The sequence below is a fragment of the Sphingomonas kyungheensis genome, from assembly GCF_037120395.1.
GTDB classification, from domain to species: domain Bacteria; phylum Pseudomonadota; class Alphaproteobacteria; order Sphingomonadales; family Sphingomonadaceae; genus Sphingomonas; species Sphingomonas kyungheensis.
Genome location: NZ_JBBBDM010000013.1, coordinates 40,824 through 58,267, shown reverse-complemented (window position 1 = coordinate 58,267; position 17,444 = coordinate 40,824). Strand labels below are relative to the sequence as shown.

Here is a 17,444-nt window from a genome sequence, read left to right as displayed (position 1 = left end):
GCCGATGGCGGCGCTGATCCTCTGGGGCCATGCGCTTGCCGCGCTGGCTTTCGGGCTGCTTGCGCTCGGCGCGCTGCGGGCGGCGCCGGCGCAGAAGGATCGCGGCGTCACGCTCGCCGCGTTGCTGACTGCCTTGTGGGCGCTCGCCGTCGCCGGGATCGGCGCGGGCGACGTCGCCGCGCGGGTGACCGAATGCCTGCGCGATCTCGCCTGGCTCGCGGTGCTGCTCGCCGCGGTGCGCGGGCGGCGGAGCGGCGGGCTGTCGCTCTACGCCGTCTATGCGGTGGCGGCGACGCTGACCGCCGCGGCGGGGCTGCTCGCGATGCTCGGCGTGCTGCCGCTGCCGCATGCCGCACGCGAGGCGATCGGCGAGCTGCGGCTGATCGCGGTGATGCTTGCCGCGGTCGCCGGCCTGATGCTCGCGCATCACGTCGCGAGCAGCGAAAGCGCGACGCCGCATCCGGCGCTGCCGCTCGCGGTCGCGCTCGGCGGGTTGTGGGGGATCGACCTGATCGTCGCGATGCTCGCCTACGGCCTCGGCGCGGCGCCGCCGCAGGCAATCGCGATGCGCGGTTTTGCCGTCACCGGCGTCGCGCTCGTCCTCGCCGTGCGTCGCCGGGTGCATGGGCTCGCCGTATCGCATGGCGTGGTGCTGCGCGGGATCTCGCTGCTTGCGATCCTCTCCTATGCGGGCGCGACGGTGCTCCTCACCCAGTTCGCCGGCCGTTATGCCGGTGACGCCGTCCGCCTCGTCCAGACCGCGATCATCCTCGGCGCGACCACCGCGCTCATCACCCTGCTGTCGACGCCGTGGCTGCGCGCCTGGCTCAAGGTGAAGGTCGCCAAGCATTTCTTCCGCCACCGCTACGATTATCGGGCCGAATGGCAGCGGTTCACCGCGACGCTCGGCGCGCCCGGCGCCGACCCGCTCGACCGCCGCATCGTCCGGGCGATCGCCGACCTCACCGGCTCGCCCGCTGGCCTGCTGCTCGTTCCGGACGGCAACGGCCTCGGCGTCGGCGCGGCGTGGCAATGGCAGGAGGCCGGCGGCGGCGAGGCGGCGTTGCGCGACCATCTCGCGACCAGCGCGCGCATCGTCGAGCTCGATCAGGTCCGCCGCGGCGACGCGCCCGCCGACGAAGCGGCGGTGATCCCCGACTGGATGCGCGAGTCGGCCGACGCCTGGGCGCTGGTGCCGCTGATCCACGGCGCCAGCCTGATTGGCGCGATCCTGCTCGCCCGCCCGCCGATCGACCGTGCGCTCGACTGGGAGGATTTCGACCTGCTCCGCGTCGCCGGGCGACAGGCGGCGAGCTATCTCGCCGAGGATCGCGCCCATGCGGCGCTCGCCGACGCCGCGCGCTTCGACGAATTCAACCGCCGCTTCGCCTTCATCATGCACGACATCAAGAATCTGGTCAGCGGGCTCAGTCTCGTCGCGCGCAATGCCGAGCGCCACGCCGACAATCCCGACTTCCGCGCCGACATGGTCGCCACCCTGCGCGACTCCGCCGACCGGATGAACGGCCTGCTCGCCCGCCTGTCGCAGCATCACCGCGCCAGCGCCGAGCCGGTCCAGCCGGTCGACCTCGCCGCACTCGCGCTGCGCCTCGCCGCGGCGCGGCGCGCGCAGCATCCGGTGCAGGTCTCGGGCTCGGGCGTCGCCATGGCGCAGCCGGGCCGGCTCGAACAATTGCTCGGCCATCTGCTCCAGAATGCGATCGAGGCGAGTCCGGCGGGGGCGGCGATCGCTTTGATCGCCGGTGGCGACACGCAGGCCGCTTTAGTCGAGGTCATCGATCACGGCTGCGGGATGAGCGCCGCCTTCATCCGCGACCAGCTGTTCCGCCCGTTCGCCTCGTCCAAGCCCGGCGGTTTCGGCATCGGCGCCTATGAGGCGCGCCAGCTCGCCGACGATATGGGCGGTACGCTCACCGTCGTCAGCCGCGAGGGCGAGGGCACCTGCTTCCGCCTCACTCTGCCTGCCGCCCGCCTGCTGGAGCATGCTGCATGACCGACACGCCCGTCCTGCTGATCGTCGAGGACGATGCCGCGCTGCAACGCCAGTTGCGCTGGGCGTTCGAGGGCTATCGGATCGTCACCGCGGCGACCCGCGCCGAGGCGATCGAGGCGCTGCGTTTGCACGAGCCGGCGGTGGTGACGCTCGACCTCGGCCTGCCGCCCGATCCCGACGGCACCAGCGAAGGCTTTGCGACGCTGGCCGAGATGCTCGCGCTCAAGCCGGACACCAAGATCATCGTCGCCTCGGGGCATGGCGCGCGGGAGAGCGCGTTGCAGGCGATCGCGCTCGGCGCGTGGGATTTCTATGCCAAGCCGATCGACATCGACGCGCTCGCGCTGATCGTCGCGCGCGCCTTTCACGTCCATACGCTCGAAGCCGAAAACCGCCGCCTCGCGGCGCGCGCCGCGCCCGCCGCCGGGTTCGGCGGCCTGCTCTACGCATCGGACGAGATGGCGGCGGTGGTGCGCACCGTCGAGCGCGTCGCCCCCGCCGACGTATCGGTGATGCTGCTCGGCGCGAGCGGCACCGGCAAGGAGTTGCTCGCGCGCGGGCTGCACGATCATTCGCCGCGCGGCCGCGGCGCGTTCGTCGCGATCAACTGCGCCGCCATTCCCGAAACCTTGCTCGAAAGCGAGCTGTTCGGGCATGAGAAGGGCGCCTTCACCGGGGCGGTCAAGACGACGCCGGGCAAGATCGAACAGGCGGTCGGCGGCACCCTGTTCCTCGACGAGATCGGGGACGTGCCGCTGCCGTTGCAGGTCAAGCTGCTGCGCTTTCTGCAGGAGCGGGTGATCGAGCGGATCGGCGGGCGCAAGCCGATCCCGGTCGATACGCGCATCGTCTGCGCGACGCATCAGGACCTCGCCGCGATGGTCGTCGATGGTCGGTTCCGCGAGGATCTCTATTACCGCCTCGCCGAGATCGTCGTGCGCATCCCGAGCCTTGCCGAGCGGCCCGGCGATGCCAGCCTGCTCGCGCGCGCGCTGCTGCGTCGCCACGCCGAGGCGATGAACCTCGCCGTCACCGGCCTCGCCCCCGACGCACTCGCCGCGATCGAGGCGTGGCGCTGGCCGGGCAACGTCCGCGAGCTGGAGAATCGCATCAAGCGCGCGGTGATCATGGCCGACGGCAAGCTCGTCACCGCCGCCGACCTCGATCTCGCCGATCCCGACGTCGCGTTGCCGCTCAACCTGCGCAGCGCGCGTGAAAGCGTCGACCGGCGGACGATCCGGCAGGCGCTGGCGCAGTCGGACGGCAATATCTCGGGCGCGTCGCGGCTGCTCGGCGTCAGCCGGCCGACGCTCTACGATCTGCTCAAAAGCTACGATCTGCATGGCTGAGCGGCGCTATCCGCTGCTGCCGGGGCGGCGTCGCCGGCTGCGGCTGCCCCGCCCGCCGCGATTGCGACGGGGGCAGGCGGTCGCGCTGGCGGTGCTGCTGCTCGCCACACTGCTGGCGGCATGGCTGGCGCTGCGCCCGCCGCCCCGCGCCGATCCGGTCGTTGCCCTGCGCGATGCGCGGACCGCTTACGGGCTTGGCAACTATAGCGCGGCGCGCAATCACGCGCTGGCCGCGCTCGCGAGCCGACCACAGTCGCGGCCGGCGTTGCTACTTCTTGCGCGCAGCTATCTGCAACTTGGCGACGGCCTGGCCGCGGAGGGTGCGCTGAGCCGGGCGGCCGCCCTGCATGAGCCGGCGGCGCGACTGGCGGGCCTGCGGGCGCGGGCGCGTTTCCTCCAGTCCGACTGGCCGGCCGCGCTCGATGCCGCCGCGACCGCACCCGGCGATGGCGAGGCGATCCGCGCCGCTGCCCGCGCGCGCGCGATGCAGGGCGACAGCGCCACCGCCGCGCAGGATTTGCTCGCATGGCTCGCCCGCGCGCCGCGCGACGCCGGGGCCTGGACGGACCTCGGCCGCATCCGGCTCGATGCGGGCGAGATCGCCGCCGCCGCCGACGCCGCGACCCGCGCACAGCGGCTCGCGCCGGGCGATCCGGTCGCGCTCGCGTTGCAGGCGGAAGTGGTCCGCACGCGCTATGGCCCGATCGCGGCGCTGCCCTGGTTCGAGGCGGCGCTGGCCCGCGACGCGTATTACCATCCGGCGCTGATCGAATATGCCGCGACGCTCGGCGAGGTGGGGCGCAACGTCGACATGCTCGCCGCGACCCGCCGCGCGCTCGCCGCCCGGCCGGGCAGCCCGCAGGCCTTCTATCTTCAGGCGGTGCTCGCCGCGCGTGCCGGACGCGGCGCGCTGGCCCGCGATCTGCTGCAACGGGCGGGGGATGCGGTGGCCGATCTGCCGGGCGCGGCGCTGCTCGCCGGCGGCCTCGATTACGCACGCGGCCAGACCGAGCGGGCGATCGGCGATTGGCGTCCGCTCGCGGAGGATCAGCCGCTGAACGTCAGCCTCCGCCGCCTGCTCGGCGCCGCGCTGCTGCGCTCGGGCGATATCCAGGGCGGATTCGATCAGCTTCGTCCGATCGCGCTGCGCGACGATGCCGACGCCTATACGCTGACCTTGGTCGCGCGTGGATTTGAGGCGCGCGGCGACCGGGTCGCGGCAGCGCGCTTCCTCGATCGTGCCGCGATCGGCGCGCATGGCGGCGCGATCGCCTTCGCCAGCGACGACGATGCCGCGACCCTGCTCGCCGCCGCCCGCCAGGCGCCGGGCGATCCCAATTACCTGCTGGGCGTGATCCGCGCGCAGCTCGCCGCCGGCGATACCGCGGGGGCGATAGCGCGCGCCCGGACGCTCGTCGCCGCCAGTCCCGGCGCTCCCGCCGCGCAGATCGCGCTCGGCGATGCGCTCGCCGTGTCCGGGCGCTATGCCGATGCCGCGCAGAGCTACGCCCGCGCCGCCAGCCTGAGCTTCGACGAACCGACGATGCTGCGGCTGGTCGATGCCTGGGGACGCGCCGATCGCCCGCGCGATGCCGCGGCGGCGCTCTCGCTCTACCTCGGCCAGAATCCGCAGAGCCTCGTCGGACGACGCCTGCTCGGTCGGTTGCAGGTGCAGGGCGGCGACGAGGACGCCGCGATCGAGACGCTGGAGGCGGTGCGCCGGATCGCCGGCAACCGCGATGCCGCATTGCTCGCCGATCTCGCGCTCGCCTATGCGGGCAGCGACGCCGATGGCGACGGCGCGGTCGCCAGCCGCTACGGTCGCGCGGCCTATCGCCTCGCGCCGATGAATGCCGCCGTCTGTGATGCCTATGCGGTTGCGCTCGCCGCCGCCGGCAATCTGGACGGCGCCCGCCAGCTCGCCGCCAAGGCGGTGCGCCTTGCCCCCGCCGACCCGGTCATCGCCGCGCACGCCCGCCGTATCGCCGCCTGACGCCTTGCGCCGGCGGCGGGGCGGGGTCATGAGCGCGGCATGACCGATCCTCTTGAGCGTATCGCCGCCGCGCTCGAACGCCTCGCCCCGCCGCCGCCCGTCGGGGACGATCCCCGCGCGCATCCCGCCTATGTCTGGCGTGACGGCGCGCTGATCGCCGCGCGCGCCTTTGCGCCGCTGCCGCTCGAGCTGTTGATCGGCGTCGAGCGGCAGCGCGACGCATTGCTCGTCAATCTCCGCCGGCTCGCCGCCGGTGCGGCGGCGCAGGACGTGCTGCTGTGGGGCGCGCGCGGCACCGGCAAGTCGGCGCTGGTCAAGGCGACGATCGGCGCGGTGCAGGCGGAGGGCGGCAACATCGCACTGGTCGAGGTCGCTGCGATCGATACGCTGCCGAAGCTGTTTGCCCGACTGGCCGGCGTGCCGCGGGCGTTCGCCTTGTTCCTCGACGATCTCGGCTTCGACGGCGCGGCGGAGGCGCGGACGCTGCGCTCGTTGCTCGAGGGCGGTGCGGAGGCGCGGCCCGACAATGTCCGTCTGCTCGTCACCGCCAACCGCCGCCACCTCGTCGCGCGCGACATGGTCGAGCAGGGCGCCGCGGCGAGCGCCGGCAGCGAGGCACAGGCGATCAACCCGCGCGACAGTATCGACGACCAGCTCGCACTCGCCGACCGGTTCGGGCTGAGCCTTGGCTTTCACGTCCTCGATCAGGACGCCTATTGCGCGATCGTCGCGGCCTATGCCGGACATTATGATCTTCCCTTCGACGCTGGGCAGGCGATCAATTGGGCGACGCGCCGCGGCAGCAGATCGGGCCGTGTGGCGTGGCAATATATCGTCGAACTCGCCGGCCGTGCGGGGCGCGACTTGCGGCAGATCAGGTAAACACTTTGTCATCTAGGTTCTATTGTACTTGACAGCATTGGTCCGTCGCGGCTCAATTCGCGCGTGCAACGGTTCCGCCAACTCGACCTGACGACGCGTTTCGCGCCGCGGATACCGCGCATCGTCACGCAATGTGCGGTCGGTCTGGTCAGCGCCGTGCTCGCGATCCTGCTGTACAGCGCGCTCGATCGGATCACGGTGGGGAAGGGGGCGCCCTTCGCCTTGTGCTTCCCGATGATGCTGCTGGCGACATTGCTCGCGCGCTGGCCGGCGGGGGCGATCTCGGCGCTGCTCGGCATCGGTTATGCCTGGACGGTCACCGTACCGGGGATGCTCGGCGTCCGCGATGATGCCACCGCCTGGGTGACGTTGATCTTCATCCTGCTCGCGGTAGTGCTGACGATCGCCACCGCCGAACTTTTCTGCCGCGCGGTCGAGCGGGCGACGCGCGAGCGCGAGCAGCAGATCGCCGACCGCGACCTGCTGTTGCAGGAGATCGACCATCGCATGAAGAACAATTTCGCGATCGTCGCGTCGATCCTCGACATCCAGCGTCGCCGCGCGGACGGCGAGGCGGCGGATGCCCTCGGCACCGCGCTCGCCCGCGTCGAGAGCATCGCGCGCGCGCATCGCCACCTCTATCGCGGCGTCGGTCAGAGCGATGCGGTGCAGATGCGCGCCTATCTCGGCGATCTGTGCGCGGCGCTGGCGGATGCGTTGCTGCTGCGCGGCGGCATCACGCTTGCCTGTTCAAGCGACGAGGTCGATGTGCCGCGCGACCGGGCGGTGTCGATCGGGCTCGTCGTCAACGAACTCGTCACCAACGCCGCCAAACACGCCTTCGGCGGCCGCGCCGGCGGCCGGATCACCGTCGGTTTCCGCCAGCGACCCGGCGGCTGGACGCTGCTGGTCAGCGACGACGGCGTAGGCATGCCGGCCGCCGCGGCGCCGGCCGGTCTCGACCATGGCCTGGGATCGCGGCTGATCCCGGCCTTTGCGCGTCAGGCGGGCGGCACGCTGACCACCGAGAGCGGTCGCGAGGGTACGACGGTGACGATGGACCTGCCGGCCTAACTCAGCCCCTCGACCTGCTCGGCGAGTTCGAGCCAGCGCATCTCCGCCGCCTCCTTCTCGCTGCGCGCCGCCTCGATTGCCTTGGTCAGCGCGTCGAAGCGCTTGGGATCGCGCACGTACAGCGCCGGATCGGCCAAAAGCGCCTCGTCCCGCGCAATACCCGCGTCGATCGTTTCGATCCGCGCCGGCAATTGGTCATAGTCGCGCTGATCCTTGTAGCTCAGCTTGGTCTTCGCCTGGGCGGGCGGCGGCGGGGCGGCCTTGGCGGTGGCGGCCTTCTTGGCCTCGACCGGCTTGCGCCGCTGCCGCTCCCAATCCTCATAGCCGCCGGCGACGACGTCGACGTTGCCCGATCCGTCGAGCCCCAGCGTCACCGTCACCGTGCGATCGAGGAAGTCGCGATCGTGGCTGACGATCAGCACCGTGCCCGCGTAATCGGCGATCACCTCCTGCAACAGGTCGAGCGTTTCGAGGTCGAGGTCGTTGGTCGGCTCGTCGAGCACCAGCAGGTTCGACTCCCGCGCGAATTCCCGCGCGAGCAGCAGGCGCGACCGCTCGCCGCCCGACAGCGTGCCGACCTTGGCCTCGGCGAGCGACGGGTCGAACAGGAACTCCTTGAGATAGCCGTGGATGTGCTTGCGCACCCCGAGCACGTCGATCCAGTCGCCGCCGTCCGCCAGCACCTCGCGCACCGTCTTGGTCGGCGCCATCAGGCTGCGCTGCTGATCGATGATGACGCCGTCGAGCGTCTTGGCGAGCTTGACCTCGCCCTCGTCGGGCGCCAGCTCGCCGGTGAGCAGCTTGAGCAAGGTCGTCTTGCCCGCGCCGTTGCGGCCGACGATGCCGATCCGGTCGCCCCGCGTCACGCGCAGCGTCAGGTCGCGGATGATCGTGCGGTCGCCGAAACTCTTCGAGGCATGTTTGACGTCGATGACCACCTTGGTCTTGCTGTCGTCCGCCGCGGTGACGAGGTTGGCCGCGCCCTGCGGGCCGATCATCGCCGCGCGTTCGGCGCGCATGTCCTTGAGCTTGGCGAGCCGGCCCTGGTTGCGCCGCCGCCGCCCGGTGACGCCGCGTTGCAGCCAGTGTTCCTCGATCTTGAGCTTGGCGTCGAGCCGCTGTGCGTTGCGCTCCTCCTCGGCATAGACTTGTTCGGTCCACGCCTCGAACCCGCCGAAGCCGATCTCCGCGCGGCGGATCGCGCCGCGATCCATCCACAAGGTCTGTTTGGTCAACCGGGTGAGGAAAGTGCGATCATGGCTGATGACGACGAACGCGCCACGGAAGCGGCCGAGCCAGTCCTCCAGCCAGTCGATCGCGCCGATGTCGAGATGGTTGGTCGGCTCGTCGAGCAGCAGCACGTCCGGGTCCTGCGCCAGCGCGCGGACGATCGCGGCGCGGCGGCGCTCACCGCCCGAGGCGGACGCCGATTCGCGCGACAGGTCGATGCCGAGCTGGTCGGCGATCGCATCGGCCTCGTGCCGCTCGGGCGCGCCTTCGCCGCCGAGCACATAATCGGCGAGCGTCGCGCAGCCGGCGAGGCTCGGTTCCTGTTCGAGCAGCACGACGCGGGTGCCCGGCACGATCACGCGGCGGCCTTCGTCGCTGTCGATCAGCCCGCCGATCAGCTTGAGCAAGGTGGTCTTGCCCGCGCCGTTGCGGCCGATCAGCGCGAGGCGGTCGCGCGCGCCGATATGGATGTCGAGGTGGCGGAACAGCCAGCCGTGGCCCTGGATCACGCCAAGGTCTTCGTATGCAAGGATTGGGGCAGCCATGGCCGCCGCAGGTAGGCGGCGCGCACGCCCGCGGCAAGCGCAGCCGGGAACCCGTTGTCGCGCGGACGCTTTCCACCCGCTCCATTCACAGGCTGTTCAATGCCTTCCGCCTATGCCAGTCGTCATGAAGATGGTCGTTCCGATGTTGCTAGCGATGGCCGCCGCGCTCTCTCCGGTGCTTGCCCAGGCGCCCGACCAACGGCGCAGCGATCAGGCGCGCGCCTATGATGCGCGCCGCAAGGGGGAAGTGCTGTCGCCGCGCGCCATCGAGGCGCGCGTCATCCCGACGATGAAGGGCTATGAATATCTCGGCTTCGATCTCGATTTCAGCACTGCGGTTTACACGCTCAAGTTCATGCGCGATGGCGTCATCGTCTGGGTCGACGTCGATGGCCGTTCCGGCCAGATCATCGGCCGCACCGGTAATTAAGAGGGGATCTGCATGCGCGTTCTGATCGTCGAGGACGAGCCGAACCTCGGCCAGCAACTCAAGAACACGCTGGAGGGCGCCGGCTATGCGATCGACCTCGCGACCGACGGCGAGGAGGGGCATTTCCTCGGCTCGACCGAGAATTACGATGCGATCGTGCTCGACCTCGGCCTGCCCGAGATCGACGGGCTGACCGTGCTCGACCGCTGGCGCAAGGAGGGCAAGACGATGCCCGTGCTCGTCCTCACCGCGCGCGACAGCTGGTCGGACAAGGTCGCCGGGCTCGACGCGGGCGCCGACGATTACGTCGCCAAGCCGTTCCAGACCGAGGAATTGATCGCCCGCCTGCGGGCGCTGATCCGCCGCGCCTCGGGCAATGCCTCGTCCGAGCTGACCGCCGGCGACGTGCGGCTCGATACCCGCTCGGGCAAGGTGACCAAGGCAGGCGAGCCGGTCAAGCTGACCGCGCAGGAATATAAGCTGCTCAGCTATCTGCTCCATCACAAGGGCAAGGTGGTCAGCCGCACCGAGCTGATCGAACATATCTACGATCAGGATTTCGACCGCGACTCCAACACGATCGAGGTGTTCGTCACGCGCATCCGCAAGAAGCTCGGCCAGGACGTCATCACCACCATCCGCGGGCTCGGCTACAGCCTCGAAGATCCGGACGCCTGATCGGCGGGAGTCGCGCGCATGGACACGCCGCCCCTCGCCGAAGTCGTGCCACGTGAGCGGGCCAGAACGACGGGATCGCTGTCGCGACGGATGATCCTGATCGCGGCGGCGTGGATCGGGCTGCTGCTGTTCGGTGGCGGCTTCGCGCTTGACCGCGTGCTGACCAATGCGGTGACCGACAATTTCGACGCGCAGATGCAGAACGTCATCCGATCGCTGCTCGTGTCGGCGGAGATCGGGCCGGAGGGCGAGGTGATTCTCAGTCGCGATGCGACGGGCGACCCGCTGTTCCTCGAACCCAATTCGGGTCTCTATTGGCAGATTTCGGCACCCGGTCGGCCGGTTACCGAGGCCTTTCCGTCGCGGTCGCTCTGGGATCGTCGCCTCGATTTCGGCGACAGGCACAATGATCGCAACATCCATTTCTACGATAGCGATCAGTTTCCGGACGAGCGGCTGCGGATCGCCGAGCGCGACGCGCAAATCCCGGGATCGAAAATCCACTGGCGCTTTCAGGTGGCGCAGACGCGACGGGACCTCGACGCGCAGATCACCATCCTCCGTCGCACCCTCATCCGCAGCTTTGCCCTTCTCGGCCTCGGTCTGGTCGTGCTGGTCTGGTTGCAGACCTTCTACGGCCTGTGGCCGCTCCGCCGCGTCCGGGACGAGATTGCACGGATGCGGGCCGGGCAATCGAACCGCATCACGGTGCCGATGCCCGACGAGGTCGCGCCGATGGTCGAGGAGCTCAACGCGCTGATCGAACATAACGAACGGCAGGCGGAGGAGGCGCGGCGCCATGCCGGCAATCTCGCCCATGCGCTCAAGACGCCGCTCACCGTCATCATGAACGCCGCCACCGCGCAGGCCGACGATCTCGCCGACACGGTGATCCGCGAGGCGCGGACGATGCGGCGGCAGGTCGATCACCATCTCGCCCGCGCCCGCGCGGTCGGCCGCCGCGGCTCGGCGCACAGTCGCGCCGAGGTCTGGCCCAGCCTCGAATCGGTCGAACGGGCGGTCGCGCGGCTCTACCGCCACATCCGTATCGACGTGACCGGGCCGCGCGACCTGCAGGTCCATGTCGAGCGGCAGGACCTCGACGAGATGCTCGGCAACCTCATCGAGAATGCGGCCAAATACGGCGGCGGCAGCGTCTTCGTCACGGTCGGTGCCGATGCGGGCTTCGTCGAGCTGCTGATCGAGGATGACGGACTCGGCATTCCGGAGGAGGACCGCGTCCGCATCTTCGACCGCGGCGTGCGTCTCGATACCGGCAAGCCGGGCACCGGCCTCGGCCTCGCGATCGTGCGCGACGTTGCGGAAATCTACGGCGGCACCGTCAGTCTTGAGGAAAGCGAGGATCTCGGCGGTCTGCTGGTGCGACTACGGCTGCCCGCGGCGAATTGAGTCGCGGCTGATAATGTCGCGCGGGCAGAGGCTTGTCACTCGGGCCTTGCCGGGGGGCGGGCGCACCCGCTAGCGCCGGCGGCGATGCGGATCTTTCGCCCCATTCTCGCCGGTGCGGCGCTCGGTGACCGGCTGGTCGCCGGCGTCGCCGCGATCATCGGCGTGGCGCTGACCGGCCTCATCGCAGCATTGCTCGGTCATAGCGCCGCGCCGTTGCTCGTCGCGCCGATCGGCGCGAGCACCGTGCTCGTCTTCGCGGTGCCGGCGAGCCCGCTCGCACAGCCCTGGCCGGTGATCGGCGGCAATATGCTGTCGGCGATCTGCGGACTGATCGTCGTGCGGCTGATCGGCGATCCGGTCGCGGCGGCGGCGGTCGCGGTCGGACTCGCGATCATCGTCATGTCGCTGGCGCGCTGCCTCCACCCACCGGGCGGCGCGGTCGCGCTCGGCGTCGCGCTCGCCGCGGCGCATACCCCGCTCGGCTGGCTCTATCCCTTCCTGCCGGTCGCGCTCGATTCGGCACTGCTGGTCGGCAGCGGCATCCTCTTTCATCGGGTGGCGGGGCACGCCTATCCGCATCGCCCCGTGCCGGCGCCGCCTTCGGTCTTCGCGCCCGAAGACGTCGACGCGGCACTTGCCGATATGCACGACAGCTTCGACATCGCCCGCGCCGACCTCGACTCGCTGCTCGCCGCCGCCGCGCGTCACGCCGCGATCAGGCGGGAACGGTCAGTCCGCTCATCACCTCGGCGGTGATCGCCAGGCTGCGCTTGCGGGCGTCGTGATCGTAGATCGCGCTCGCGACCATCACCTCGTCCACCCCGGTCCGCTCGATGAAGGCGGCGGTCTGGCGGGCGACGGTGGCGGGTGAGCCGACCGCCGAACATTGCAGCACATGGTCGAGGATCGACGCGCCCTGCACCCCCAGGCCGGCACGATAGCCCTCGACCGGCGGCGGCAGCTGGCGGGGATTGCCCGTGCGCAGCGCGACGAACGACTGCTGCTGCGAGCTTGCCAGCAGTTCCGCCTCCGCATCCGTCTCGGCGGCGAAGACGTTGAACCCTGCCATCGCATAAGGCCTGTCGAGCTGCGCCGACGGCCGGAAGTCGCGGCGATAGATCGCCAGCGCGGCGTCGAGCGCGTCCGGCGCGAAATGCGACGCAAAGGCATAGGGCAGGCCGAGCGCCGCGGCGAGCTGCGCGCCGAAGGTGCTCGACCCCAGGATCCACAGCGGCACATTGGCGCCCGCACCCGGCGTCGCGGCGATGCCGGTGCGGCCGTCGTCGGCGAAATAGCTTTGCAGCTCCATCACGTCCTGCGGGAAGGCGTTGGGGTCGGTTTCCAGCGTCCGCCGCATGGCGCGGGCGACGCGCTGATCCGATCCCGGCGCGCGGCCGAGGCCGAGATCGATCCGCCCCGGAAACAGCGCGTCGAGCGTGCCGAACTGCTCGGCGATCACCAGCGGCGCATGGTTGGGGAGCATGATGCCACCGGCGCCGACGCGGATGCGGCTGGTCGCAGCGGCGATATGCGCGATCACCACGGCGGTCGCGGCGCTGGCGATGCCGCGCATGCCGTGATGCTCGGCGACCCAGTAACGCTGGAAGCCGAGCGTCTCGGCATGGCGGGCGAGGTCGGCAGCATTGGCCAGCGATTGCGCCACGGTGCCGCCTTCGACGACGGGCACCAGATCGAGCAGGGAGAAGCGTGTCATGCGAGGCAAGATGGGAACGCCCCGCCGCGCCTGCAATCAGAAGCCGACCGTATAGCGGACCGCTCCGCCGACGTCCGCGGGCAAGGCCGCGTAATTGCCGGGATCGCGTCGCCAGAAAACATTGGTCTGCAGATCGCCGTCGCCGAGCAGGATGCGATAGCGCGCCTCGACATCGATCTCGCGACCCTGGGGGGCGAGGTTGAGCCGTTGCGTCGTCCAGTCGGTGACGGTGAGCGTCGTATAGTCCCAGTTGGTCGGCAAGCGGTAATCGAGCCCGCCGCGCGCGACGCGCAGCGGCTGTGCGAGGCGCAGGCCGAGGCTGTCGCGGCCGAACAGGCCGTCCTTGCCAACATCCGCGGCGAACGCTTCGGTGAGCAGCCGGCCGCTGCCCGCCATGCCGCCGCTGAGCTGGGCGGCGCTCCAGCCGCGGCGCCACGACCCGCCGAGGGTCCAGCCCGCGCCGATGCTCCAGCGCGCATCGGCATCGACCAACAGGGTGCGCGCCCGCGCCGCGCCGAGCCCGCCGTCGAAGCGCGCGCCGAGCAGCGACGCGGTCTCGTTGAGGGAGCTGACCGCCAGCGTCGTCGCCAGCCCGCCCCAGCGATGATCGGCGGTCAGCGTCACCCGGTCGTAAGGCGCACGCCGATAGGTGTTGAGGCCGGCGAGCATCGCGTCGCGCCGCGCCAGAATGTCGCCGCTCTCGATCGTCGCGGTGACGCCGATGCCGCCGAGCTCCTGACGCAACGCGCCCGCCGAGCGCGCGACGCTGTCGAAGCCGAGGCCGCTCTGGCCGGCGACGAGAAAGGCGGGCTGTGCCTGTCCGGTCATCTGCGCGGTCAGGCTGCCGCTGCCTTGCGAGAAGGCGAAGCCGAAGCTGGTGCCGGCGCCGAGCCGCTGCGTCACCGCGCCGGCGATCGCCTGCGCGGTCATCGCCTGACCGGTGCTGAGCCGGCTGCGCTCGAGCGCGACGTCGCCGTTGGCGCGCGGCGCGAGCGTCAGCGAGACAATCGTGTCGCCCGCCGCCAGCGCGATGTTGCGCTGGCGGTTCTGCAACGCGCCGACCAGCACCGGCGTCGGTCCGGCGCGGTTGATCGTGCCGGCGAGGTCGATCGCGAAGGCGCGCGCATAGCTGTCGAGCACCACCGCGCCCAATTGCCCGACCGCGGCGTCCCCCATCGGCGCGGACAGCGTCGCGTTGCTGCTCAGCGACACCGCGATATGTGATCCGGCGACGCTGGCGGTGCCCACCGGCTGAAAGGCGCGGGTGAGGTCGAGCACGCCGTTGCCGTAGATCGCGTCGACGCCGCTCGCGCCGACGTCGCGCGCGGTGCGGAACAGCAGGTCGACGATCTGCGCGCCGGTGAGATTGGGAAAGGCCTGCGCCAGCAGGGCGATCGCGCCCGAAATCTGCGGCGCGGCGAAGGAGGTGCCCGACCAGAGATAGGCGGTGCCGCTCTGGTTGGGCGCGCGCACCCGCTCGCCGACCGCGGCGAGGTAATGGGCGGCGCCGGTCCCCGCCTTGTCGCTGAAGGTCGAGATGGCGTCGGTGGCGCCGACCGAACCGGCGACGATCACCAGGTTTCGTGCCGCCGCGTCGCCGGCGACCGAGGTAAAGGCATCGGGATTGTCGGCGCCGTCATTGCCGGCGGCGATGACGACGATGATGCCGCGTGCGGTGGCGCGGCCGATCGCGTCGATCAGTCCCTGCGGCATCGTCGCGCCGCCGAGCGACAGGTTGATCACCCGCGCCCCCGCCAGTCGCGCCGCATCGACGCCCTTGGTGATCGCATCGGTGCCGAATTTGCACGTATCGGTGCTGGCATCGGTCGAGGCAGCGCACGATCCCGGCCGGTCGGCGCGCAGGACGGTCAGTGTCGCATCGAAGGCGACGCCCTGCGATCCGGCGGCGTTGCGGCGTCCGGCGGCGGTGAAGGCGACCGCGGTGCCGTGACCGCCCTCGTCGGCGATCGAGCTGTTGCCGGCGACGTCCTGCGACGCGGTGCTGACCCGGCCGCCGAATTCCTGGCTGGTCAGATCGATGCCGCTGTCGATGATCGCGATGTTGACGCCCGCGCCGGTCGCGCCCTTGTTGTAGGCGGCGAGCGCATTCATCGACACCGCGCCGACCGTCGCCCGATATTCGCCGGTGTCGTAATCGGTCGCGGTCGGGGTCGGGGTCGGGGCCGGGGTCGGCGTGGGCGCCGGGGCGGGCGCGGGCGTGACGACGGGCGTCGGCACCTGCGCGGCGGGCGGCGTCGGCGTCGAATTGATCCCGCCGCCACCGCCCCCGCCGCAGCCTGCGACGAACAGCGGCCAGACCAATGCTGCCCCGACCCGTGTTCCGATCCTGATACGCACACCCACCCCCTGGCGGCGCCCCCCTAAGTCGCTCGCCCTTCGAAATCCTTACCGAAGACGCGCGGCGGTGCAAACCGCCGCTTGCTTGTACATGCGGCGATCGCCGCCTAGACGCGCCGGCATGCACCCGCGGCTCGCCTCCATCGACACCTGGATCTTCGATCTCGACAACACGCTGTACCCGGCACGCGCCAATCTGTTCGCGCAGATCGATCATCGCATGACCGATTACATCGCGCGGCTGCTCGACCTGCCGTGGGACGAGGCGCGCGTGTTGCAGAAGGACTATTTCCACCGGCACGGCACGACGCTGACCGGCCTGATGGCGGAGCATCGGGTCGATCCGCATGCCTTCCTTGCCGAAGTGCACGATATCGAGATGGACGTGCTCGAAGCGGACGCGCCGCTCGCCGCGGCGATCGCGGCGCTGCCGGGGCGCAAGCTGGTCTTCACCAACGGCGACAAGCCCTATGCGCTGCGCGTGCTCGACCGCCTTGGCCTCGGCACGCATTTCGAGGCGATCCACGACATCCATGCGATGGACCTCGTGCCCAAGCCGCACCCGACCGCCTATGCCAATCTGTGCGCGCGCCTCGCGATCGAGCCGACCCGCGCCGTCTTCGTCGAGGACATGGCGCGCAACCTCGCGCCGGCCAAGGCGATCGGCATGACCACCGTGTGGATCGACAACGGCTCCGAGCAGGGGCCGGACGCCGCACGCGATTTCATCGACTTCACCGTCCACGATCTCGCATCGTGGCTGACCCATATCATGGAGGCATCATGAGCCAGGATCTCAGCACCGTCATCGATCAGGCGTGGGAGGATCGCGCCGCGCTCGGCTTCACCACCACCGGCGAGGTGCGGCTCGCGGTCGATCGCGCGCTGGCGCTGCTCGACGCGGGTGAGGCGCGCGTCGCCGAGCCCGACGGCGCCGGCGGCTGGCGCGTCAACCAGTGGCTCAAGAAGGCGGTGCTACTCAGCTTCCGCCTCAACGACAATGCGCTGATCGACAATGGTCCGGGTGCCGGCCACTGGTTCGACAAGGTGCCGTCCAAGTTCAGCGGCTGGAGCGAGGCCGAATTCCGCGCCGCCGGCTTCCGCGCGGTGCCGGGCAGCGTCGTCCGTCGCGGCGCCTATGTCGCACCGGGCGCGATCCTGATGCCGAGCTTCGTCAACATCGGCGCCCATGTCGGCGAGGGGACGATGGTCGACACCTGGGCGACGGTCGGCAGTTGTGCGCAGATCGGCCGCAACGTCCATCTGTCCGGCGGCGCCGGCATCGGCGGGGTGCTCGAACCCCTGCAGGCGGATCCGGTCATCATCGGCGACGGCGCCTTCATCGGCGCCCGCTCCGAGGTTGCCGAGGGGGTGCGCGTCGGCGAGGGCGCGGTGCTGTCGATGGGCGTCTATCTCGGCGCGTCGACCAAGATCATCGATCGCGCCACCGGCGAGACCTTCAAGGGCGAAGTGCCCCCCTATGCGGTGGTCGTCCCCGGCACGACCGGCGGCAGCGACGGCAAGCCGGGCCTGTATTGCGCGGTCATCGTCAAGCGTGTCGACGCCCAGACGCGCAGCAAGACCAGCATCAACGATCTGCTCCGCGACTGAGCGATAAACCATGTAGATCAGTGATTTTCATGGCGGCCGTGCGGCAAGGCGGACGCTGCGGTGCAACTAAAACGGGGCTTGTGCCGTTATGAACGGGCTTGGGGGTGATTTCGAACGCGAACGCTCTCTCAAAGGGGACGGGAACGCGTGCGAGGT

At 70.5% G+C, this 17,444-nt stretch carries 14 protein-coding genes; 11 read left to right on the top strand and 3 right to left on the bottom strand.

Translation table 11 applies throughout. From position 1 onward, the window contains the following. Positions 1-4: 4 nt before the first annotated feature. The 5 genes from prsK to V8201_RS16955 all read left to right on the top strand — a co-directional run bounded on the left by prsK (position 5) and on the right by V8201_RS16955 (position 7,312). Positions 5-2,014, top strand: coding sequence for an XrtA/PEP-CTERM system histidine kinase PrsK (gene prsK / locus V8201_RS16975; RefSeq protein WP_336546019.1), 2,010 nt, complete (start codon positions 5-7; stop codon positions 2,012-2,014). After that, on the top strand, positions 2,011-3,363 hold the full coding sequence (gene prsR, locus V8201_RS16970; RefSeq protein WP_037533014.1) for a PEP-CTERM-box response regulator transcription factor: 1,353 nt from the start codon (positions 2,011-2,013) through the stop codon (positions 3,361-3,363). The genes prsK and prsR overlap by 4 nt, the downstream gene beginning before the upstream one ends. Next, positions 3,356-5,356 carry a tetratricopeptide repeat protein gene (locus V8201_RS16965; RefSeq protein WP_336546018.1) on the top strand — a complete coding sequence of 667 codons (2,001 nt, stop codon included), beginning with the start codon at positions 3,356-3,358 and terminating at the stop codon, positions 5,354-5,356. Before prsR ends, V8201_RS16965 begins: the two co-directional genes overlap by 8 nt. A gap of 39 nt (positions 5,357-5,395) precedes the next feature. Further along, positions 5,396-6,238 carry an ATP-binding protein gene (locus V8201_RS16960; RefSeq protein WP_336546017.1) on the top strand — a complete coding sequence of 281 codons (843 nt, stop codon included), beginning with the start codon at positions 5,396-5,398 and terminating at the stop codon, positions 6,236-6,238. A 63-nt stretch (positions 6,239-6,301) separates the two neighbouring features. Next, positions 6,302-7,312, top strand: a complete 1,011-nt coding sequence (locus V8201_RS16955) for a sensor histidine kinase (RefSeq protein WP_271299166.1) — start codon at positions 6,302-6,304, stop codon at positions 7,310-7,312. On the opposite strand, the gene V8201_RS16950 is transcribed toward V8201_RS16955, so the two are convergent. Beyond that, entirely contained in the window at positions 7,309-9,087 is a 1,779-nt protein-coding gene (locus tag V8201_RS16950) for an ABC-F family ATP-binding cassette domain-containing protein (RefSeq protein WP_336546016.1), read from the bottom strand. The genes V8201_RS16955 and V8201_RS16950 overlap by 4 nt on opposite strands. Positions 9,088-9,241: 154 nt before the next feature. Here V8201_RS16950 and V8201_RS16945 point away from each other — a divergent pair, with 154 nt between their 5' ends. The 4 genes from V8201_RS16945 to V8201_RS16930 all read left to right on the top strand — a co-directional run bounded on the left by V8201_RS16945 (position 9,242) and on the right by V8201_RS16930 (position 12,361). Beyond that, positions 9,242-9,517 carry a hypothetical protein gene (locus V8201_RS16945; RefSeq protein ID WP_333781829.1) on the top strand — a complete coding sequence of 92 codons (276 nt, stop codon included), beginning with the start codon at positions 9,242-9,244 and terminating at the stop codon, positions 9,515-9,517. 12 nt (positions 9,518-9,529) lie between these two features. Then, positions 9,530-10,195 carry a response regulator transcription factor gene (locus tag V8201_RS16940; protein ID WP_037533025.1) on the top strand — a complete coding sequence of 222 codons (666 nt, stop codon included), beginning with the start codon at positions 9,530-9,532 and terminating at the stop codon, positions 10,193-10,195. 90 nt (positions 10,196-10,285) lie between these two features. Beyond that, the gene (locus tag V8201_RS16935) at positions 10,286-11,605 is read left to right on the top strand and encodes a sensor histidine kinase (RefSeq protein ID WP_037533027.1); all 1,320 of its coding nucleotides are present in this window, start codon (positions 10,286-10,288) and stop codon (positions 11,603-11,605) included. Positions 11,606-11,689: 84 nt separating this feature from the next. Next, the gene (locus tag V8201_RS16930) at positions 11,690-12,361 is read left to right on the top strand and encodes an HPP family protein (protein WP_336546015.1); all 672 of its coding nucleotides are present in this window, start codon (positions 11,690-11,692) and stop codon (positions 12,359-12,361) included. Here V8201_RS16930 and V8201_RS16925 read toward each other — a convergent pair. Together V8201_RS16925 and V8201_RS16920 are read right to left on the bottom strand one after the other, a co-directional pair. Further along, positions 12,321-13,319, bottom strand: a complete 999-nt coding sequence (locus tag V8201_RS16925; protein WP_336546014.1) for an LLM class flavin-dependent oxidoreductase — start codon at positions 13,317-13,319, stop codon at positions 12,321-12,323. The genes V8201_RS16930 and V8201_RS16925 overlap by 41 nt on opposite strands. Before the next feature lie 36 nt (positions 13,320-13,355). Continuing rightward, the gene (locus V8201_RS16920; protein WP_336546013.1) at positions 13,356-15,677 is read right to left on the bottom strand and encodes a S8 family peptidase; all 2,322 of its coding nucleotides are present in this window, start codon (positions 15,675-15,677) and stop codon (positions 13,356-13,358) included. A gap of 121 nt (positions 15,678-15,798) precedes the next feature. On the opposite strand from V8201_RS16920, the gene V8201_RS16915 reads away from it, so the two are divergent. Continuing rightward, positions 15,799-16,464, top strand: a complete 666-nt coding sequence (locus tag V8201_RS16915; protein WP_336546012.1) for a pyrimidine 5'-nucleotidase — start codon at positions 15,799-15,801, stop codon at positions 16,462-16,464. Continuing rightward, positions 16,461-17,288 (top strand): 2,3,4,5-tetrahydropyridine-2,6-dicarboxylate N-succinyltransferase, encoded by an 828-nt coding sequence (dapD, locus tag V8201_RS16910; protein WP_271299160.1) that lies wholly within the window; start codon positions 16,461-16,463, stop codon positions 17,286-17,288. The genes V8201_RS16915 and dapD overlap by 4 nt, the downstream gene beginning before the upstream one ends. The last annotated feature ends 156 nt before the right edge of the window (positions 17,289-17,444 follow it).